The 19,471-nt window shown below is 52.4% G+C and carries 19 protein-coding genes and 2 riboswitches; of the genes, 16 read left to right on the forward strand and 3 right to left on the reverse strand.

Features of this window, described 5'->3' with window-relative positions:
• Window positions 1-286: 286 nt before the first annotated feature.
• The 16 genes from ABNS49_RS02690 (at window position 287) to ABNS49_RS02765 (ending at window position 15,756) form a co-directional block, all read left to right on the forward strand.
• Entirely contained in the window at window positions 287-2,056 is a 1,770-nt protein-coding gene (locus ABNS49_RS02690; RefSeq protein ID WP_135981284.1) for a Na/Pi cotransporter family protein, read from the forward strand.
• A gap of 42 nt (window positions 2,057-2,098) precedes the next feature.
• Complete coding sequence (locus ABNS49_RS02695) at window positions 2,099-2,641, forward strand: GNAT family N-acetyltransferase (RefSeq protein WP_135981285.1); 543 nt, start codon at window positions 2,099-2,101, stop codon at window positions 2,639-2,641.
• Window positions 2,610-3,191 carry a GNAT family N-acetyltransferase gene (locus ABNS49_RS02700; RefSeq protein ID WP_135981286.1) on the forward strand — a complete coding sequence of 194 codons (582 nt, stop codon included), beginning with the start codon at window positions 2,610-2,612 and terminating at the stop codon, window positions 3,189-3,191. Before ABNS49_RS02695 ends, ABNS49_RS02700 begins: the two co-directional genes overlap by 32 nt.
• Before the next feature lie 2 nt (window positions 3,192-3,193).
• Window positions 3,194-3,295: riboswitch (TPP riboswitch) on the forward strand.
• 53 nt (window positions 3,296-3,348) lie between these two features.
• Window positions 3,349-4,113, forward strand: coding sequence for an ABC transporter permease (locus ABNS49_RS02705; RefSeq protein ID WP_135981287.1), 765 nt, complete (start codon window positions 3,349-3,351; stop codon window positions 4,111-4,113).
• A 26-nt stretch (window positions 4,114-4,139) separates the two neighbouring features.
• The gene (locus tag ABNS49_RS02710; RefSeq protein WP_135981294.1) at window positions 4,140-5,138 is read left to right on the forward strand and encodes an ABC transporter substrate-binding protein; all 999 of its coding nucleotides are present in this window, start codon (window positions 4,140-4,142) and stop codon (window positions 5,136-5,138) included.
• Window positions 5,135-5,869 carry an ABC transporter ATP-binding protein gene (locus tag ABNS49_RS02715; protein ID WP_135981288.1) on the forward strand — a complete coding sequence of 245 codons (735 nt, stop codon included), beginning with the start codon at window positions 5,135-5,137 and terminating at the stop codon, window positions 5,867-5,869. The genes ABNS49_RS02710 and ABNS49_RS02715 overlap by 4 nt, the downstream gene beginning before the upstream one ends.
• Window positions 5,862-6,545: a TatD family hydrolase gene (locus ABNS49_RS02720; protein WP_135981289.1), complete on the forward strand. Its 684-nt coding sequence runs from the start codon at window positions 5,862-5,864 to the stop codon at window positions 6,543-6,545. The genes ABNS49_RS02715 and ABNS49_RS02720 overlap by 8 nt, the downstream gene beginning before the upstream one ends.
• Before the next feature lie 175 nt (window positions 6,546-6,720).
• Entirely contained in the window at window positions 6,721-8,091 is a 1,371-nt protein-coding gene (locus ABNS49_RS02725; protein ID WP_277820866.1) for a PTS sugar transporter subunit IIC, read from the forward strand.
• 4 nt (window positions 8,092-8,095) lie between these two features.
• Window positions 8,096-9,181, forward strand: a complete 1,086-nt coding sequence (locus tag ABNS49_RS02730) for a MupG family TIM beta-alpha barrel fold protein (RefSeq protein ID WP_135981291.1) — start codon at window positions 8,096-8,098, stop codon at window positions 9,179-9,181.
• A 123-nt stretch (window positions 9,182-9,304) separates the two neighbouring features.
• A complete protein-coding gene (locus ABNS49_RS02735; protein ID WP_277820867.1) occupies window positions 9,305-9,466 on the forward strand; it encodes a transposase in 162 nt (53 codons plus the stop codon).
• A gap of 433 nt (window positions 9,467-9,899) precedes the next feature.
• Window positions 9,900-11,147, forward strand: a complete 1,248-nt coding sequence (locus tag ABNS49_RS02740; protein ID WP_135981293.1) for a cation:proton antiporter — start codon at window positions 9,900-9,902, stop codon at window positions 11,145-11,147.
• A gap of 68 nt (window positions 11,148-11,215) precedes the next feature.
• On the forward strand, window positions 11,216-12,238 hold the full coding sequence (locus ABNS49_RS02745) for a dipeptidase (RefSeq protein WP_338400925.1): 1,023 nt from the start codon (window positions 11,216-11,218) through the stop codon (window positions 12,236-12,238).
• A 24-nt stretch (window positions 12,239-12,262) separates the two neighbouring features.
• Window positions 12,263-13,630, forward strand: a complete 1,368-nt coding sequence (locus ABNS49_RS02750; RefSeq protein WP_135981241.1) for an SLC13 family permease — start codon at window positions 12,263-12,265, stop codon at window positions 13,628-13,630.
• Window positions 13,631-13,648: 18 nt separating this feature from the next.
• Window positions 13,649-14,239, forward strand: a complete 591-nt coding sequence (locus tag ABNS49_RS02755) for a cytidylate kinase-like family protein (RefSeq protein WP_135981240.1) — start codon at window positions 13,649-13,651, stop codon at window positions 14,237-14,239.
• A gap of 93 nt (window positions 14,240-14,332) precedes the next feature.
• A complete protein-coding gene (locus ABNS49_RS02760) occupies window positions 14,333-15,328 on the forward strand; it encodes a tyrosine-protein phosphatase (RefSeq protein ID WP_135981239.1) in 996 nt (331 codons plus the stop codon).
• Between the two features lie 149 nt (window positions 15,329-15,477).
• Window positions 15,478-15,756, forward strand: coding sequence for a hypothetical protein (locus ABNS49_RS02765; RefSeq protein WP_277820862.1), 279 nt, complete (start codon window positions 15,478-15,480; stop codon window positions 15,754-15,756).
• A gap of 204 nt (window positions 15,757-15,960) precedes the next feature.
• Here ABNS49_RS02765 and ABNS49_RS02770 read toward each other — a convergent pair whose 3' ends face one another.
• The 3 genes from ABNS49_RS02770 to ABNS49_RS02780 all read right to left on the reverse strand — a co-directional run bounded on the left by ABNS49_RS02770 (window position 15,961) and on the right by ABNS49_RS02780 (window position 19,427).
• A complete protein-coding gene (locus ABNS49_RS02770) occupies window positions 15,961-16,482 on the reverse strand; it encodes an energy-coupled thiamine transporter ThiT (protein ID WP_135981238.1) in 522 nt (173 codons plus the stop codon).
• A gap of 25 nt (window positions 16,483-16,507) precedes the next feature.
• A riboswitch (TPP riboswitch) is annotated at window positions 16,508-16,606 on the reverse strand.
• A 74-nt stretch (window positions 16,607-16,680) separates the two neighbouring features.
• Complete coding sequence (locus ABNS49_RS02775) at window positions 16,681-17,532, reverse strand: metallophosphoesterase (RefSeq protein WP_135981237.1); 852 nt, start codon at window positions 17,530-17,532, stop codon at window positions 16,681-16,683.
• 38 nt (window positions 17,533-17,570) lie between these two features.
• Window positions 17,571-19,427, reverse strand: a complete 1,857-nt coding sequence (locus tag ABNS49_RS02780; RefSeq protein ID WP_277820861.1) for a ribonuclease J — start codon at window positions 19,425-19,427, stop codon at window positions 17,571-17,573.
• Between the last annotated feature and the right edge of the window lie 44 nt (window positions 19,428-19,471).

The following is a 19,471-nucleotide window of genomic DNA, read 5'->3' on the forward strand; positions in this document are numbered from 1 at the left end:
TTCTAAAATGAGCGAATGGAATCTCCACTTACAAAGTATTCGACTGATCCTGGTACAAGAACTCAAAGGCCCACCCAACTGATCGCAATTCTGAATACGAAGAAGTGGCAAGATTCTTTCCTATGAAGTCAAAGCCCCAAGGAGAAATTTCGAGTACACATTCGCAATTTCAATTCTAACAGACAAGTAAAATCCATGATGAATACAAAATCAGGTAGAAAGGAAAAGGTATATAGAATGGCTCAGTTAAATGGGCTAATTCATATATACCAGGGAGAAAGAGAATATGAGTGAGAACATTTTGATGGCTTTGAATCTTTTATGCGGCGTGGCGTTGTTTTTGTATGGAATGTCCTCAATGGGGGACGGACTGAAAAAAGTGGCCGGTAACAAGCTGGAACTGATTTTATACAAGCTGACAAACTCGCCGCTCAAAGGGTTTCTGCTCGGAACCGCGGTGACCGCGGTCATTCAGTCTTCTTCGGCGGCCAGCGTGATGGTCGTTGGATTTGTGAATTCCGGCATGATGAAGGTGTCGCAGGCGATTGGCGTCATTTTGGGCGCCAACATCGGAACGAGCATCACGGGCTGGATCATTTGTCTTTCGTATTTGGACAGCGCGGGCGGCATCGCCTCGTTTTTGTCCTCGGCCACGATTACCGCGGTCGTCGCGATTGTCGGAATTTTGCTGAAGATGTTTGGAAAGAAAGACGTATATACGCATTTGGGCACGATCATGCTCGGTTTTGCCGTGCTGATGACGGGCATGTCCACGATGTCGGCGGCGGTATCGCCTTTGCGAAGTAATCCGGCGTTCATTCAAATCATGACGACCTTGACCAATCCTTTGCTTGGAACGCTGTTTGGGATCGCGTTCGCGGCGCTGCTCCAGTCGGCTTCGGCGGCGGTCGGCGTGCTGCAGGCGCTTTCGACAACCGGCGCGATTGGCTTTGGCGCGGCGTTTCCGATGGTGCTTGGCATTGGTGTGGGCGCCAGCGCGCCAGTGCTGCTGGCGGCGATTGGCGCGAACAAAAACGGCCAGCGGACTTCGTTTTTATATTTGCTCATTGCCGTGGGCGGCATGATTTTGGGGTTTGCGGGCTTTTATGGAGCCAACGCCATTTTGCATTTCCAGTTCGCGCACATGACGATGGATCCGTTCGCGATCGCCATTACGAACACGGTGTACCGGGCGGTGACGATGACGCTCATGCTTCCGGTTTGCGGCGGACTGGAAAAGCTGATTTTCAGGCTGCTGCCGGATACACAGGCGGATCAGGAGTCGACAGCGGAGTTCGATTTGCTTGAAGACCGCTTTTTGTCCAATCCGGACGTGGCGTACGAACAAAGCATGATCGTGATGAACGGTATGGCGAAAAAAGCGCGGAAAAACGTCGATCGCGCGCTGCGTCTGCTGGAAGACTTCTCGCCGGATGGATACCGCAAGGTGGGCGAGCTGGAGCAGACGCTCAACAAGTACGAGGACAAGCTTGGCTCTTATTTAATCAAGCTGACGGGCGCGGGCGTCAGCGAGGAGCAGGGGCAGATCATCAACAAGGCGCTGCAGGCAATCAGCGATTTTGAAAAGCTGAGCGACTACGCGCTGGATATCGCCGACACGGCCAAGGCGATGGCCGAGGCGAAGCTGACGTTTTCCCTAGTGGCGACCGACGAGCTGACCGTGGTCGGCACGGCGATTGAGGAAATGGTCGAGATCACGGTGCGCGGCTTCATCGAAAACGACGCGAAGGAAATCAAGCGGGTGTTCCCGCTTAAGGAGCTAGTGGCGATGAACTGCAACGAAATCAAGAAGCGGCACGTTTTGCGGCTGCGCTCGGGCGAGTGCCACACGCAGCAAGGCCTGGCGCTGTATGATTTGCTCAACGACATGCTCCATATCGCGGATCATTGCGCGAGTCTGGCGCTGGACATCATCAAGATGGATGAAAAGGAATTTAATTTGCATCGGTTCCTGCGCCGATACCAGGAAGAAATCGAAAACGAGTATTCGGATCTTCTGCATCAATATGAAGTGAAGTATTCGATTCAAATGTGATAGAAGGCTCCATCCGGAGCTTTTTTGATAAAAGGAGTAAATATGGTCATACAAACGGAACGGCTTTATTTGAGGGAGCTGACGCCAGACGATTTGGCGTCCTTAAAGGCGCTGATTCAAAACGAAACGGTCATGGAGTCTTATGGCGGGGTGCGCGACGACAAGGAATGCGAAGAATGGCTTTCCCGCCAGCAAGCCCGCTACGCTTCGCTAGGCTACGGGCTTTGGGCTCTGCACTTGAAAGAAAACGACCGGTTTATCGGACAATGCGGCCTGGTGCCGCACGAATGGAAAGGAAAGACGGTTCTTGATCTCGTATACATTTTGGATGTGGGTTTCTGGAATCAGGGCTACGGGACGGAGGCGGCCAAAGCGTGCCGCGACTTCGCGTTCAACACCCTTGGCCAAAGCGAAGTGTATTCGATCATTCGCGACATCAACGAGTATTCCCAAATCATTTCCGTGCGCCTTGGCATGGAAGTGGTCGACCGCAAGACGGATTTGTACCGGGGCGTAAAAAAACCGCACTACTTGTACTGCGCCCGGAGGGACCATGCGCAAAAACGAATCGAAACCCGTTCTTGAAACGGCGCGGCTTTTCCTGCGCGAGATGACGGAAGCCGATCTGGACGATTTGAAGGAGATCTTGCAGGACGAAAAAGTCATGACGGCCTACGAAGGCGCGTTTTCCGAAAAGGAAGTGCGGGACTGGCTTTCCCGCCAGCAAAAACGATATAGAGAATCGAGCCACACGCTCGGATTGTGGGCGGTCGTCGACAAGCAAACGGGCGAGATGCTCGGCCAGTGCGGGGCGACCGAGCAAAACTGGAACGGCGAAACCGTGCTGGAAATCGGGTACTTGTTCAAAAGGAAACACTGGAAGCATGGATACGCCATCGAGGCGGCGAAGGCGTGCAAAGCGTACGTGTTCGACGTACTCAATCAAAACGCGGTGTATTCGATCATCCGCGACACGAATCGAAACAGTCAAAACGTAGCGAAACGAAACGGGATGGACATCGTCGACCACTGGACAAAGCATTACCGGGGCGTGGACATGCCGCACGATTTGTGGCGGGCGGAAAAAAGGGTTTGTGACGAAGTCTTTTTGTGGTATAGTGAAAACGAAAAATAGAAAAAACATGACAGGGGCGCTGAAAAAGCTGAGATGTGCGAAGGCACGGTCTCTTTGAACCTGATCCGGTTAATACCGGCGGAGGGAGTCATATGGATCACGTAGTGGACAGGCGCTCTTTCGGGTGCCTGTTTTTTCGTCTTGAAAAGGGAGGGTTATGAAGAAAAAAAGTCAGAAAATCGTGTTGCCGCTGCTATTGTTCGGGCTTGTGATTGGAGGCTGGGAGCTTTACGTGCGGGCGTTCGACATTTCACTGTATATTTTGCCGGCTCCATCGAAAATCATTGCCGCGGTGGTCGATAACGTAAACATCCTGATGCGCCATTCGCTTGTCACGCTGGAGGAGGCGCTGATCGGACTGGGCATCAGCGCGGTGTTCGCGATCCTGATTTCCATCGGCATGGACTTGTCGAAAACGTTCCGGTCAAGCTTGTATCCGTATTTGATCGTGACGCAGACCGTTCCGGTCATGGTGCTTGGACCGCTGTTTTCAATTTGGTTCGGCTTTGATTTGCTGCCGAAGATCCTGATCGTCGTGTTCATGTGTTTTTTCCCGATTGCCGTCTCGCTGACGGACGCGCTCCAGAAAGTCGACCCTAAACAAATCGACCTGGTGAAAAGTTTGGGAGCCAACGTATTCCAGGTGTACACGCTTGTCAAGATCCCGGCAGGGGCGACCGGTCTGTTTTCGGGATTGAAAGTGGCGGCCACATATTGCGTGGGTGGCGCGATCGTCGGCGAGTGGCTTTCAAGCAGCGCGGGCCTCGGATATTATATGCTGCGCGTGAAAAACGGCTATATGCTCGATAAGGTGTTCGCTTGTGTGCTCATGGTCGTGTTTTGGAGCGTGCTGCTCAATTTGGGCGTTTCGATGCTGGAGAAATTGTGTTTTCCGTATTTAAGAAAAGGAGCAAGAAAATGAAAAACAAAGGAAAAAAGAAATCGTGGATTCAAAAACTAGGCGTGGCGGCGGCGCTGTCACTGGTACTGACCGGTTGCGGAAGCGAAAATCCGGATGCGCAGGCTTCCGATACGACGAGCGTCACGCTTATGCTCGACTATACGCCCAACACGAACCATACCGGCTTTTATGTCGCCCAACACAATGGGTACTACGAAGCGGAAGGATTGGACGTGGAAATCATCGAGCCGGGCGACAACGCGACGACTTCGATGGTCGCGGCCGGGAAAGCCGACTTTGGCGTTTCCTATCAGGAGGATGTCACATACGCCTTGACGAGCGAGGATCCGCTGCCGATCAAGACGATCGCGGCAATCGTGCAGCACAACACGTCGGGGTTCGTGGCGCTTGAGAGCATGGGCATCGACTCGGTAAAAGACTTTGAAGGAAAGACATACGCGGGTTGGGGCGCGCCAAGCGAGGAAGCCGTCATTCACGCGGTGATGAACGAGGCGGGCGCCGATTTCGACAAGCTGACGATCGTGGGCGCGGATGGATCGGGCATCGCGGGCTTGTCCGATACGACAGGGCCGAACAAAGTCAATTTAGGCTGGGAGTTTTACGGCTGGGCCGTCATTCAGGCGCAGCAGGCCGGATACAAGGTGAAGTACATTCCGCTATCCGAGCTTGACGAGCGGCTTGATTACTACACGCCGGTCATCATCGCCAACGACGAGACTCTCGAAAACGACCCGGAAATGGTGAAAAAGTTTATGGCGGCCACCAAAAAGGGATACGAGTACGCCATCGAGCATCCGCAGGAGGCGGCAAAGATCCTGCACGAGGACGCGCTGCCGGATACGGACCTTTCTTTTCTGGAAGCCTCGCAGCAGTATTTGAGCGCCGAATACGCCCGTGACGCGAAAAGCTGGGGCTTGATGAAAGATTCGGTATGGAACAACTACACCGACTTCATGTACGAATGTGGTCTGATTGATCATAAAATCGAAGCCCGTGATCAGTATACGAACGCGTTCGTGCAATGAAGCTGCGTGTGGACCATTTGCGCCTCGCTTTCGATGGCGCGCTGATTTTGGACAACCTTTCGTTTGAAGTGCGGGAGCGGGAATTTGTGTCGATCCTGGGACCGTCGGGTTGTGGAAAATCGACGATCCTGAATATTCTGGCCGGCGTGCTGCCCGATTATGACGGATGCGTGGAAGTCGATGGCGAGCCGGTTTTCGGGGTGAGCCGGCATTTCGCGTACATGCCGCAAAACGACTTGCTGCTGGAATGGAAGACGATCCTTGACAACGTGTCGCTGTATGGCCTCATCCATCATGATCGCTCGATCCGCCAAAAAGCGCAGGCGGATTTCAAGACGTTTGGTTTGGAAGGCTACGAGGGGGCGTATCCTTCCGCGCTTTCCGGAGGCATGCGGCAGCGGGCGGCGTTTTTGCGGACCTCGCTTTGCGAAGCCGACATCCTGCTGCTGGACGAGCCGTTTGGCGCGCTCGACGTCATTACCCGCAACGAGATGCAGGACTGGCTGCTTTCACTGCGGACACGCTACAACCGCACGACGCTGCTCGTGACGCACGATATAGACGAAGCGCTGTATTTGTCGGACCGCATTTTGATTTTATCAAACAAGCCGTCCAGGATCCTGAAGGAAATCGACTTGCGACAGCAATCGAAATCACGGGACTGGCTGTTTTCGCAAAGCCGGCTGAAAAAGGAGATCTACGACCTTTTGAAAGGGGAAAATCATGCATGACGCGCATTTTCATTTTTCATCAAAGATCCTCGCCGCGCAAAAAAAGTACGGCATCCCTTCCTTGTGCAGCGCGGCAAGTGTAAAGGAGTGGCAAACCGCGATGGAAAACGGGTTGCGCTGCTCGTGTGGTGTGCATCCGTGGTCGGCAAGCCATGAGCGCTTAAACGAAATGAAGCCGTTGCTCAAGCAGGCGCGGATCATTGGCGAGATCGGAATGGACTCGGTGTGGTGCGATACGGATATGACACTGCAAAAAGACGTGTTCGTCAAGCAGATCGAATACGCGTACCAGCACCATAAGCCGGTCGTTTTGCATACGAAAGGGCAGGAGCAGGCGATTTTGGATATTTTGCGCCAATACCCGAACACGTACATCGTGCACTGGTATTCGGATTGGGCGGGCGTCGAGGCGTATGATAAGATCGCATCGTATTTTACGGTGGGGCCTTCAGTGGGCAAGGACGAGACGGTGACGAATCTCGTCAGAAAGATCCCGTTGGAAAAGCTGTTGCTGGAAAGCGACGGACTCGAAGCGCTCGAATGGGCGTGCGGGGATGTGGAGTATGTTGAGGCTTTGCGCAGGTCGATTGAAAAGATCGCGGCAATCAAAGGAAAGACGCCAAAGGAAACCGAGCGGATCCTGGATGAAAACTTCGCTCGAATGATGGAGGAATAGGAAAATCCTGTTTCTCCTTTTTTCCTTTTCACATGAATATACAATATACAGTAGATTGAATATTTTCGGGCGCGGCGGTGGAATTTAAAGCGCTTTCATGATTTAATCCTGACAGAAACCAATAAATATTGTGGGTAGAAAGGATTTTATTTTTATGCATGGTTTTTTAACTTGGATGGAAGAACACTTTATGCCGGCCGCGGCGAAAGTGGGAAATCAAAAACATCTGATGGCGATTCGGGACGCTTTTATCGCCATTATGCCGATTACGATGGTTGGCAGTATCTCTGTTCTGCTGAATGTCTTTGTCCGGGATCTTCCAAACTCCTGGTGGGGAGAGGGCAACGCGCTGACCACGGCGATGGAGCCGCTCATCAAAATCAATGGCAACGTGTATTTTGGCTCGATCACGATTTTGGCGCTGGCGTTCGCGTTCGCTTTGGGCTATCAAATCGCCAAAGCGTATCATGTCAATCCGATCGCGGGCGGCGTGATCGCGTTCTCGGCCGTCGTCACGTGTATGAACCAGAGCGCGGTGTTCGATCTCGCGCTGGACAAAGTCGATGTTTCCCAGCTCGCCGCGCTGCAAGGCCTTGGCGTGGACGCCATCGCGAAGGAAGGCGTCGTGAGCCTTTCCGTATCGGAATGGGGCTATTTGGGCAGCGCCTACACCGGGGCGACCGGCTTGTTCACGGCGCTGATCGTCGGCCTGGTGTCCTCGATGATTTATGTCAAGCTCATGCTCGCCAACATCACGATCAAAATGCCGGAAAACGTGCCGCCGGCGGTCAGCCAGTCGTTCGCGGCCATCATTCCGGGCTGCGTCGCGATTTACGTGTTCGCCATCGTGACGCAGTGCTGCGTGGCGTGGGGCGGCATGTATCCAAACGAGCTCATTCAAAAGTGGCTTCAGGCGCCGCTGATGGGCTTGTCGCAAAACATGTTCAGCGCCATTCTCGTGTCGTTTCTGGTGCAGGTGCTGTGGTTTTTCGGACTGCATGGCTCCAACATTCTCGACCCGTTCGTGCTGGGCGTGTACACCCCGGCCTTGCTGGAGGACCTCGCCTATTTCGAGGAGCACCGCACGACCGACGGCATGCCGTACATTTGGACGCAAGGCTCGTTCGCCGCGTATTCGCAAATGGGTGGGGCCGGCGTCACGCTCGGCTTGCTAATTGCGATCTTCGTGTTCTCGAAGCGCAAGGACGTGCGCGAGGTGGCGAAGCTGTCGGCGCCGATGGGGCTGTTCAACATTAACGAGCCAGTCATTTTCGGCCTTCCAATCGTTTTGAACCCGATCTATTTCATTCCGTGGCTTATCGTGCCGCCGGTTTGCACGCTGGTCGCCTACTTGTTTACGGCGGGCGGCTTGATTCCGCCTGTGTACGTGCAAGTACCTTGGGTCATGCCGGCTGGTATTTACGCGTTTTTAGGAACGGGCGGAAATCTGATGGCCGGTTTGGTTTCGTTGCTCAACCTGGGAATCTCGTTTTTGATTTGGTCGCCGTTCGTGTTGCTCGCCAACCGGATGAAGGACGCGGAGTAAGCCGATGCGAAGACTCGGTATTTCGATTTATCCGGAGCACGCCTCTCTGGACCAAAACAAACAATACATTGACGTGGCCGCACGCCATGGATTCAAGCGCATCTTCACATGCCTGCTGTCGGTCGACAAGCCGAAAGCGGAAGTCGAGGCGGAGTTCAAGGAACTGATCGACTTCGCGCATGAAAAGGGAATGGAAGTCGTGTTGGATGTGGCGCCGTACGTGTTCGACCGGCTCGGTATTTCCTATGACGATTTGTCGTTTTTCGCCGCCATCCACGCCGACGGCATCCGGCTGGACGAAGGGTTCGACGGGCATCGGGAGGCGCAAATGACGTACAATCCGCAGCGGCTGAAAATCGAGCTGAACGCGTCGATGGACAACGCGTCGATTGAGAACATCATGCGCTACAAGCCGAATGTGGACTACTTGCTGACGTGCCATAATTTTTATCCGCAGCGCTATTCGGGCTTAAGTTTCGACACGTTTCAGCGCACGTCGCAGGCGATGCGTCAAATGAACCTTCCGGTCGCGGCGTTTATTTCCAGCCGGCAGCCGGGCGCGTTTGGACCGTGGAACGTCAACGAGGGGTTGTGCACGCTGGAAATGCACCGCGATCTGCCGATCGACTTGCAGGCGCGTCACTTGTTCGCGACGGGTCTGGTGGACGATGTGCTCATCGCCAACTGCTTTCCATCCCAGGCGGAACTGGAATCCCTGGCGCAAATCGACCCGGGCGTGCTGACTTTGCGGATCGAGCTGGAAGGCACCCCGGGCGATGTGGAGGAGCAGATCCTGTTCCATCACGCCCACGAGGTGCGGGGCGACCGCAACGCGTATTCGGCCAGAAGCACTTCGCCAAGACGGACGTTCAAGACCGCTTCGATCCCGCCGCGAAACACGCGCGATCTCAAGCGGGGCGACATCGTCATCGTGAACGAGACGTACGACCGCTACAAAGGCGAGCTGCATGTCGTATTGCGGGACATGCCTAACGACGGGAAGAAAAACGTCGTCGCCCGTTTGCCAGAAGAGGAGTGGATCCTGTTGGATTATTTGGACGCGTGGCGGACATTCAAACTCATACAATAAGAAAAGAGAGAGTGGTTCATCCATTCTCTTTTTTGGCGAATATATGCGCTAAAAAGAGAATAACAATGTACGCAATCAAAGAACCATACGAAATTGATTCAAAGACATGTATGGCAGGAGTATTTGGATCGTGCCGAAGAGATGCGCAAAACAGCACAATGGAAAAGTCATTATAAAAACAGAAAAGAAACAATCGAAAAAGTATTTGCGGAAAACAAAGAATATCACAATTTAAGATATACGAGAGTTCGTGGTTTGGAAAAAATCAATTCCAGGCGACGATGATTTTTGCGTGTCATAATCTAATGAAAATGGCCCGAAGAAAGTGGGATATAAAAGAAATGCAGGAAAAGAAATGGGAAGAAATGGCAAAGAAGTAGAGGGAAACCTCTAATTTTTTAGTTTCTGGGCATCAAAGTCGAGCGAAGTCATAAAAACCAAAACAAAAAAAAGAAAAACGAACTCCCACTTTATAAAAAGTAGGAATTCGTCAACACTCTGGGCGGACGGAAGTCCGCTTTTTTGTGAAAACGCTTTACCTATTGCATAATTTGACTTTTTATCCGGAATAAAAAATAAAAAAGGGAAAGAGTGTGGAGGTGAAAACGTTTACTTAGGAAAAAACAAATTTTATAGTCAAGAGGTATGAAAAAAGTATAGCTTTTTGCCATAATACGGGTGTAATATACCTGTTGCATGCGATATATGGAGGATATATATGGAAAGCTATCGTTATTTACTCGATATCGCGATCATCCTGCTGTTTACGAAAGCATTCGGCATTTTCTCGAAAAAACTGAGGATGCCAAGCGTCGTCGGCGCGCTGATCGCGGGAATCGTGCTTGGTCCAGCTGTGCTCAACATCGTTGAGCCAAGCAATTTGATCTCTGCGTTATCCGAAATCGGTGTCATCGTCCTGATGTTCTCCGCCGGTTTGGAAACAAGTATTACGGATCTGAAAAAAGCGGGCTTTAAGGCATTCATCATTGCCTTGTTCGGAGTGCTCATCCCTCTGGCGGTCGGCTATTTGATCGGTATGATTTACAACGTCGGTCCGCAGGCGTGGATCGAAAACCTGTTCATTGGTGTCATCTTCACGGCAACCAGTGTGGGAATTACCGTTGAAACACTCAAAGAAATGCACTGCATGAGCACAGAAAGCGGCAACGTTATTTTGGCCGCCGCCGTCATTGACGACGTGCTTGGTATCGTCTGCCTCACGCTTGTAACAGGTATGGCCGACAGCAGTGTCAATGTCGGAGTCGTTCTCTTGAAGATCTTAGGCTTCTTCATTTTCTCGATCATTGTCGGCGTGATTATGCACAAAGTATTCAAATGGTGGTTCAGTCACGATCCGAACCATGGTTTGCAGCGATATTCGATCGTATCCTTCGCGTTCGCCCTCATCATGGCTTACTGCTCCGAAGAGTTCTTCGGTGTTGCCGACATCACCGGCAGCTTTGTTGCTGGTCTCATTATTTCCGGAACCGCGCAAAGCGAATATGTGATGAAGCGAATCGGCACGTTGTCCTACATGCTGATTACGCCAATCTTCTTCGCCAGCATCGGTTTGAAACTGGAACCGATCCAGGTGACTTGGGGACTGGTCGGCCTCGTCGTCTTGTTGTGCGTGGCAGCCGTCCTGACAAAAATCATCGGTTGCGGCGGCGGCGCCCTGCTTTGCCGGTACAACCCGGCCCAGTCGCTGCGAATCGGCTGCGGTATGATCTCGCGTGGCGAGGTCGCCCTCATCGTGGCCGACAAGGGAATGAATCTAGGCATCCTGCCGGAAATGTTCGTGACGCCGATCTTGCTTTGCGTCGTGTTCACAACCGTCATCACCCCGATCTTCCTCAAGATTGTTTACAAGCATAAACCAGGCGATCCGGACTTCAAAAATTCGAAGATGAGCGCCTTTGAAAAAGACGAAATTCAACACGAGCTTGCCAACCCGATGGTTGAGTAATCTCGCGACCCGCCCTGCGCGGGTTTTTTTTTACAAAACTGTCCGATCGCAACGAGGCGAAACGCGGTATGATGGAAGCGGAGGAAAACGAAATGAAATACATTGACATGCATTGCGATACCGTTTTGGAATGGCTGGAGCAAGAAGAGCGCGGAACAAAGCCCGACTTCGTGAACAATGCCTTGTCCGTCGATTTAAGCAAGCTGCAAAAAGGCGGCTGCATGGTTCAGAACTTCGCCTTGTTCACGAATTTAAAAAAGGAAGCCGTACCCGAAAAAGAAACGATGAAACTATACGACATGTATTGCCGGATGCTGGAGGAAAACCGCGACCGCGTCGCGCCGGTTCTTCGATATGCCGACATTGAAAAAAACGCGCGCGAAGGCAAAATCTCCGCGCTGCTGACCTTGGAGGAGGGCGATGTCGTTTTCGGCTCGCTGGCGATGCTTCGAAACTATTACCGCATGGGCGTGCGCATGATTGCGCTGACATGGAACCACCCCAACGCCATCGGCCATCCCAACTTCTCGATGGACGCGTTTGACGACTACAAGGCGGCCGACGTCTTGCAGCGCGCCGACACAAAACACGGCTTGAACGCGTTTGGCATCCGGTATGTGCGTGAAATGGAGCGGCTCGGCATTTTGATCGACGTTTCCCATCTATCCGACGCGGGATTTTGGGATGTCGTTCGCCATACGACCAAGCCCTTCGTGGCGTCGCATTCCAACGCCCACGGGGTATGTCCGGTGGCGCGCAATTTAAGTGACGACATGATTTTGGCGCTCGCCCGGCGCGGCGGTGTCATGGGATTGAATTTTTGCGGCGACTTTTTAAAGCTGGATGGAACGAACAAGAGCCGCGTCGAAGACATGGTTGCCCACATCGACTATATCAAGGCGCTGGCCGGCGTCGACGTCATCGGGCTGGGAACGGATTTCGACGGCATCCAGTCGGATTTGGAAATCGAGGACGCTTCCCAGATCGGCAAGCTGGCGCAGGCGCTGCGCCATCATGGCTATACGGAAGAGGAGATCGAGAAAATATTTTACAAAAATGTGTTGCGTGTTTATCAAAATGGGCTAGAATAAGAACAGTTTGAAAGAGAAAAGATTATGAATGCATTGGGATTGGCACCGTGGGTCGCGGTGTCGATTTTTGTGGTCATGTTCGTGTTGATTATTTTGGATAAAATCGAGCGGCACGTGGTCACACTGGGGTGCGGAGCGGCCACGCTGCTGCTCGTATTTGGCGTCTGCATGGGCTCGTGGCCCGCGATTTGGTCGACGTTAAACGTGCAAAGCATCTTCACCCCGGCGTTTTGGTATGGCGCCAGCGAAGGCGCCGAAACGGTGGGCGGAATCAACTGGGCCACAATTTTGTTTATCGCCGGCATGATGATCATGGTGGAAGGCATGGCGGATGCGGGATTTTTCCGGTGGCTTTGTCTGCGGTTCGCGAAGATGGTGCGCTACAAAGCGACGTGGATCTTTCTGGTGTTTATGATCATGGCGGCGGTTCTGTCGATGTTTATCGACAGCATTACCGTCATCTTGTTTTTGGCGGCCGTCACGGTCGAGCTGGCGCAGCTGCTGCGCTTCGATCCGGTGCCTGTCATTTTGGCGCAAATCTTTTGCGCCAACCTTGGTGGCGCGGCCACGATGTGCGGGGATCCGCCCAACATCATCATCGGCACCGCGCTTGGGTACTCGTTCGCCGATTTTGTCGCCAACACCGGCTCGATCGTCCTGATCGCGCTCGTGTTCGTTTTGGTGTATTTTTGGCTGTGCTTTGCCAAAGGGCTGAAAAAGAGCGAGGCGCACATCCGGGACATCGAGACGTTTCCCGATCCGAAGGAAGCCATCACGCATCCGCGCGGCTTCCTTGTTTCGACCGCGATCTTTTTGCTGGCCATCGTCTTGCTTGTGACGCATGGCAGCACGCATTTGAGCGTGGCGTTCATCGGCGTTTTCATTTCGATTTTGACGCTGGCGGGCGCGGGAAGGAAAGCGCCGCTCATTTTGACGAAGGTCGACTACAAGACGCTGCTGTTTTTTATCGGTCTGTTCGTGGTCGTGGGCGGCCTGGAGCAAACCGGCGTGCTCGAATGGATCGCGGAAGGCATCGCCCTTGTTTCCAACGGCAACGTGTATGTGATGCTTGGCATTATTTTGTGGGTGTCGGCGATCGCCAGCGCGTTTGTGGACAACATTCCGTTCGCGGCCACGATGATTCCGGTCATCCGCATGCTGTCGCTCAGCTCGTCGGTGCCGCTGGCGACGCTGGCGTGGACGCTGTCGATTGGAACGGACATTGGCGGCTCGGCGACGCCGATTGGCGCCAGCGCCAACGTCGTGGGCACGGCCGTGGCGATGAAAGCCGGATATCCGATTGGCTGGGGCAAATATTGTAAATACTGCGTGCCGGCCACTCTTTTGGTGATCGGGATCGCGATGATTTGCGTGTTTGTCCGTTATGTGTAAGACAGAAAGGGAAAAAAGATGATCATTACGATTTCAAGGGAGTTTGGCAGCGGCGGGCAGGAAATCGCCCGGGCGCTGGCCGACCACTACAAACTGAAAGTATACGATGAAAATATGCTCAACGAGATCGGCATCCACGAAAGCTATGACATCGACCAAATCAACCAGTACGACGAGGCGCCCCGTTGGCGGATCCGTTCCCGGACCGTGCGCGGACTGACCAATTCGAACATCGACAACATCGCGATGAAGGAGTTCGACTTCCTGCGGGAAAAAGCGCGGGTCGGCGCGTCGTTTATCGTCGTGGGACATTGCGGGGAAAGCGTGCTGGACGGCTACGATCCGATCACGATTTTCGTCAGCGCGGCCATGGATATGAAAGTCGAGCGGACGATGAAGCAGTTCGGCTTGTCAGAAAAGGAAGCGCAGGCGCTCATCAAAAAGACCGACCGCAACCGCAAGACGTACCACAATTACTATTGCGACCACAAATGGGGCGATTCCCGGTTTTACGACTTGTGCATCGACTCGTCCAAGCTGGGCGTGCCGCAAACGGTCCGGTTTTTGATTACGTATATTGACATGATTCAATCGAACCTGCCCGATTGATTGGCGATCCCCGCTTTGGCGGGGATTTTCTTTTGGGCATTTAAGATACCTGATAAAAAGGAGGCCGGTATAATAATACAAGGAGGATTGGCTATGCAGGAAAACAATCATGCTTTGACAAGTATCACGTTCAGCGAAAACGGACGGGAACGGCGAATCGACATCCAGCATGTGATTTGGGCGTTCGAGTGGGAAGGCGCGCTGTATTTGGTGGATAAAAATAAAAAAGTGTACACCTTCGAGTTGGAGTCCAAGGATCCGGAACTCGTGTTCGAAGCGTTGAAGCAAGCCAATCCGGCTATCATTTTCGGCGCGTTCGAAGGCAGTCGAATCGGGTTCGAGTCTTTGGACAACACGCGCGATCTTGGCGGCATCCAGACGATGGACGGCCGGTTCATTTTGCCCCACAAGCTGCTGCGAAGCGGAAGTTTGCATAAAATTTCCAAAGCCGACCGGCACCGGTTGGAGCAGGAATTCGACGTCCGGCTCGTGATGGATTTGCGGACGGAAGTCGAACGGCTCGCCGCGCCCGATCCAATCATGCTGCAGGCGGAAAACGTCCATGTTTCCCCGCGAAAAGCGTCCTCGCTGGACTTGCTGGCGAAAGACACGCACGCGCAAAACATGCTGGATTTGATTCGGCACGCGAAAAAGACGATGCGCTGCATGTACGAGGAACTGGTGGTGTCCGAGCAGGGACTGAAGGCGTACCGGCGCTTTTTCGAGCATTTGCTCGCCAGCGAGAAAGGCAGCGTGCTGTGGCACTGCACCCAGGGCAAAGACAGGACGGGTGTCGGGACAATGCTGCTGCTGAGCGCTTTGGGCGTGTCCAAAGAACGGATTTACCAGGACTATTTGCAGACAAACGTGTATTTGAAAGGGGAAAAAGACGCGCTGGCGGTCCGGCTGCGCGCCCATCCCGATCTTGTCGGCCATCTTGATGATTTGTATGACGCCAAAAAAGAGTATCTTGATTTGGCGTACCAGAGCATCGAGCAAAATTTTGGCACGATGGAAAATTATTTGATCGAAGGGCTTGGCTTGGAAAAGGCTGACATCGCCCGGCTGCGCGAGAAATTTCTGGTTTAAAATTTGTATTAGAAAAAACATAACATTTAGGTCGTTAAAATTGCGCAATCCCATAGGCAATGGTATTTTATAGACAGAGCTAATCGCACGCAAAGCGAGCGATATCCATATCCCCCTGAAAAGCACAGTCTGTATTCTTTATGGATTTTATGAGTGGATTTTATTTTGGACATGGGAGTTCTTGGTGTATTAATAATATAAAAAAACGCTGGAATTTAAAGCAGGGGAGATGCATCGGCCGCAGACAGGGATTTACGCGCAAAGCTCTAGAAGAAAATGGAGTAAAAAAGATTCCGATTCCAGCGGATTGGACTGTAGGAGATCACGGTTTCCAGATTCGAAAAGACCAGAAATGGTCTTTTTCTTTTGGATTGTTTTGCGTTTTATGTTACAATATGAAATATAAGAAGTTAAAAATGAAAACATAATGGGAAAAGAAGGGGAGAAAAGAAATGAAGGACAACTGGAAACAGCCGATCCCGCATTCGGGATCCATCGTGATCCTTGGCATGCTCGCTGTCACATTGATTTTGGCGGCCATGGCGGGATAACGCAAGAAGACGCGCGTCTTCTTTTTTTTTGCCCATGAAAAAGGATGCCGAAACGGCATCCCGGAAACGGATAGAGATAGATCAGGCCCGCGCCTTGTTCATGAGAGGCGCTAGCGCTTTGAGCAGCAGCGGCACGAGCACGAGGTCGAGAAGCAGCGTGGGGACCATGTACGTCGCGTTGTAGGCCGCCGAAGGCAAAGGAAGCAGTCCCCATACGACGCATCCGCTAATCGTCGAAGAAAGAAAGCGGATCACGTTGGTGATCAGGACACCGGAATCAAACCAGCCAAAATTCGGGAACAGGCAAGCCAGACCGTATACGCTAAATGCGATCAAATAGTCGAGCAGGAACCCGAGCAGATCGGGGGTGTACATCGGACCGGTCGCGAACTGGGCGAAGACGCTCACAATCGAAACGACGAGTCCTTTTTGCCAGCCGAGCTGATAGCTTGCCATCAGCAAAGGAATGGTCGAAAGACCAAGGCTTCCGCCATTGGGCATTTGGAAAAACGGCAGCGTGTTGACAAACGTGTCCAACACCATAAACAAAGCCACGTAAAAGGCCATCAACACAAGCTCTCTGACAGATAAATTTTTTTTCATAAAAAAACACCTCCAATGAGGCGCAGGAAATAATCCACAGACTCCCTACGCTAGTATTATCTAGATCAGGTCCGAGGGACCGTGCTTCGCACATCTCAGCCTTGCGGCGCCCCTGTCGTTGATGACTTCATTATACACAAAATCAAGGAAAACACCATGAAAACATGAAAAAATCTTCCAAAAAGGAAGATGGATAGGCTATCGTGAAAAAATCAAATAGACGATTTCCGGCGTGGCGTTCAGACGGGCGTTGACGTGAATGCAGCCGGTTCCCGCCGAAATATAGTACGGAAACGGAAGATTCGCCCCGTTGTCGCGGTTGAGTTTTTCGTTGCCCGGATATTTGCGGTAGCCGCCAAGGATCGGATACAGGATTTGCGTTCCGTGCGAGTTTCCCGCCAGCGCGTAGGAAATCGAGACGTTTTTAAGCGCGTCGTTGCGCAGGTGGTCGGCGTAATGGGACACGAGCAAGTTGTAGTGGGTGTCATCCACGTTGGCGAGCGCCTGGTTGAAGTCGGCGTCGGTACGCAAACCGATCAGCTGAATGCCCGACTTGGAACGGTTGCCAAGAAACCGGGTGCTGTTGTCGACGACCTCGACCTGGCTGTTGGCGTAAATGTCGTAGACAAGCGTCTGGCGCTCCTCGTTGACAAGATCCTGCTCGCCGATGACGGCGAACTTGCCCAGCGAGGCCGGAAGGGCCGCGAACCGGTCGATCATCGCCTGCCGGTCCTGGTCGGTCGTTTTGTATTTGGCGTCGAAAAGGTCGCCGCCGAAAATAAGAATGTCCGGGTGCAGCTCCTCGATTTTTTTGAACAAGGCGTCCGTCCGCTTCTGGTCCTGGAATTTGCCATACTCCAAATCGGTGAAATACACGATGGACACGTCGTACATGTCTTTTGGGATTTTTTTGTTTTTGATCATCTGGTAGTTGACAGCAATCTCGCCAGGCTCGATGTAAATGGCATGATAGAGCGAGGCGCAAATCGACATCATGCACGCGGTCAGGACGGCCACGGCGATGAACAAGGTTTTTTGAAGTTTTGTCATATGCACAATTTTACCATAAAAAGAGAAAAGGGAAGCAATTACTTCGCTTCCCGATGATTGTTTTCCCGTCTGGAATGGATCGGCCGTTTCGAACGGTCGTGCGCGGCGCGCTTTTTCGTGATTTCCTCCATCGTTTGTTTCGAGTTCAAGATGACCGGGATCACGATTGGATTCCGATGCGTCTTTTTGTAAAGGAACGGCTCCAGCGTCGAACGGATGCAGTTTTTGATTTCCGAGAACGTCGTCTTCTCTTTCATTTTTTCCTGCAAAGACGCGCCGACGATAAATTCGGCTTCCTTGATGAGCGCCTGGCTGTCTTTGATAAAGACGAAGCCGCGCGAAACGATGACCGGTCTGGAGAGGATCTTGTTTTCCTTCGAGTCGATCGCGATGATGACGGCGACCAGACCGTTGTCGGCTAAAATGCGGCGGTCTTTAAGGACGGCGGTCGACAAACCGGAAATGTCGTTGCCGTCGACATAAATGTCGTCGCCCTGGTAGCGCCAGTCGCTTTGCAGCAGCTCGTGGTTGCGCAGGATGAGAATGTCACCGTTGGCGCACACAAAAATGTTTTCAGGCGGCATGCCGGTATCGATCGCGGTTTGGCGATGCTGCATGAGCATTTTGTATTCGCCATGGATCGGCATGAAGTAGTGCGGCTTGATGAGCTGCAGCATGAGCTTTTGTTCTTCCTTGGAGGCGTGGCCGGTCGTGTGCAAATTGGTTAAAACCGATTTGGACAGCACGGTCGCGCCCGAGCGGAACAGCTTGTCGATGATCTTGTTGATGCTGGACGCGTTGCCCGGAATCGGACTGGACGAGAACACCACCGTGTCGCTTGGCTTCAAGTGGATGTGGCGGTGGGTGCCCGACGCGATGCGCGACAAGGCGGCCAGCGGTTCGCCCTGGGAGCCGGTGCACAAAATGCACACTTCGTTGTCCGGTGTGCGGGACAGCTCCTCAGGGGAAAGGATTTGCGAGTTCTTGATTTTGATGACACCCATTTTCCGGGCGATATCCACGACGTTTTCCATGCTTCGTCCAAAGACGGCGATCTTTCGTCCGCATTTGAGCGCCGCCTCGATGATTTGGTTGACGCGGTACACGTTGGACGCGAACGTCGCGATGATCAGCCGGTGCTTGGCATTGCGCATGATTTCCAAAATCTCGTTGGCGACGTCTTTTTCGGAAATCGAAAACTCCTCAACGCCGGCGTTGGTGGAATCGGCCATGAGCACGTCCGGCTGCATGACGCCGATGTACGCCATTTTCTGGTAGTTGGCGTTGGTGCCCACCGGGGTGAGATCGAACTTAAAGTCGCCCGTATGCACGATGGAGCCGTTTGGCGTCGTGATCAGCACGCCCAGCGAGTCCGGGATGGAGTGGATCGTGTTGAAAAAACCAACAGTAAAATAACGAGTCTTGATCGACGAGTCTTCGTCGATCTCGATAATCGGGACTTTTTCGAGTCCTTTGTGTTCACTAAGTTTTTTTAGAATGAGGGCTTTGGCAAACCGTGGTGCGTAGATCGCGTCGATCTGGACCTGTTTCAGCAAAAAAGGAATTCCGCCGATATGGTCTTCGTGACCGTGCGTGATGACGAGGAATTTCCTTTTTTTGTTCATCCGGATCAAATGGTGGTAGTCCGGGATGACATAGTCTACGCCGAGCAGCTCGTCGCCAGGGAACAAAACGCCGCAGTCGACGATGCAGATCTCGTTTTCATATTCATAGCAGTACATGTTTTTTCCGACTTCGCCAAGTCCGCCCAAGGCGTAAATCAACGTGTCGCCTTTTTGGACTTGATTTTTGCGAACCGGGGTCTTTTTGTTTGTCAAATGCCCTCCTTGATGGTGATTCGATTTATTTGGCATTGATGACCTCTTTCTATTCATAAAAAAATCTTTAACTTTATTATACTCTATTAGGAACAAAAAAA

This window comes from uncultured Dubosiella sp., from assembly GCF_964018005.1.
Taxonomy (GTDB): domain Bacteria; phylum Bacillota_I; class Bacilli_A; order Erysipelotrichales; family Erysipelotrichaceae; genus Dubosiella; species Dubosiella muris.

Bases quoted from the DNA above. Each gene is read 5' to 3' on its own strand.
- ABNS49_RS02690 (WP_135981284.1), top strand. From the start codon at position 287: ATGAGTGAGAACATTTTGATGGCTTTGAATCTTTTATGCGGCGTGGCG.
- ABNS49_RS02695 (WP_135981285.1), top strand. From the start codon at position 2,099: ATGGTCATACAAACGGAACGGCTTTATTTGAGGGAGCTGACGCCAGAC.
- ABNS49_RS02700 (WP_135981286.1), top strand. From the start codon at position 2,610: ATGCGCAAAAACGAATCGAAACCCGTTCTTGAAACGGCGCGGCTTTTC.
- ABNS49_RS02705 (WP_135981287.1), top strand. From the start codon at position 3,349: ATGAAGAAAAAAAGTCAGAAAATCGTGTTGCCGCTGCTATTGTTCGGG.
- ABNS49_RS02715 (WP_135981288.1), top strand. From the start codon at position 5,135: ATGAAGCTGCGTGTGGACCATTTGCGCCTCGCTTTCGATGGCGCGCTG.
- ABNS49_RS02720 (WP_135981289.1), top strand. From the start codon at position 5,862: ATGCATGACGCGCATTTTCATTTTTCATCAAAGATCCTCGCCGCGCAA.
- ABNS49_RS02725 (WP_277820866.1), top strand. From the start codon at position 6,721: ATGGAAGAACACTTTATGCCGGCCGCGGCGAAAGTGGGAAATCAAAAA.
- ABNS49_RS02730 (WP_135981291.1), top strand. From the start codon at position 8,096: ATGCGAAGACTCGGTATTTCGATTTATCCGGAGCACGCCTCTCTGGAC.
- ABNS49_RS02740 (WP_135981293.1), top strand. From the start codon at position 9,900: ATGGAAAGCTATCGTTATTTACTCGATATCGCGATCATCCTGCTGTTT.
- ABNS49_RS02745 (WP_338400925.1), top strand. From the start codon at position 11,216: ATGATGGAAGCGGAGGAAAACGAAATGAAATACATTGACATGCATTGC.
- ABNS49_RS02750 (WP_135981241.1), top strand. From the start codon at position 12,263: ATGAATGCATTGGGATTGGCACCGTGGGTCGCGGTGTCGATTTTTGTG.
- ABNS49_RS02755 (WP_135981240.1), top strand. From the start codon at position 13,649: ATGATCATTACGATTTCAAGGGAGTTTGGCAGCGGCGGGCAGGAAATC.
- ABNS49_RS02760 (WP_135981239.1), top strand. From the start codon at position 14,333: ATGCAGGAAAACAATCATGCTTTGACAAGTATCACGTTCAGCGAAAAC.
- ABNS49_RS02765 (WP_277820862.1), top strand. From the start codon at position 15,478: ATGAGTGGATTTTATTTTGGACATGGGAGTTCTTGGTGTATTAATAAT.
- ABNS49_RS02770 (WP_135981238.1), bottom strand. From the start codon at position 16,482: ATGAAAAAAAATTTATCTGTCAGAGAGCTTGTGTTGATGGCCTTTTAC.
- ABNS49_RS02775 (WP_135981237.1), bottom strand. From the start codon at position 17,532: ATGACAAAACTTCAAAAAACCTTGTTCATCGCCGTGGCCGTCCTGACC.
- ABNS49_RS02780 (WP_277820861.1), bottom strand. From the start codon at position 19,427: ATGAATAGAAAGAGGTCATCAATGCCAAATAAATCGAATCACCATCAA.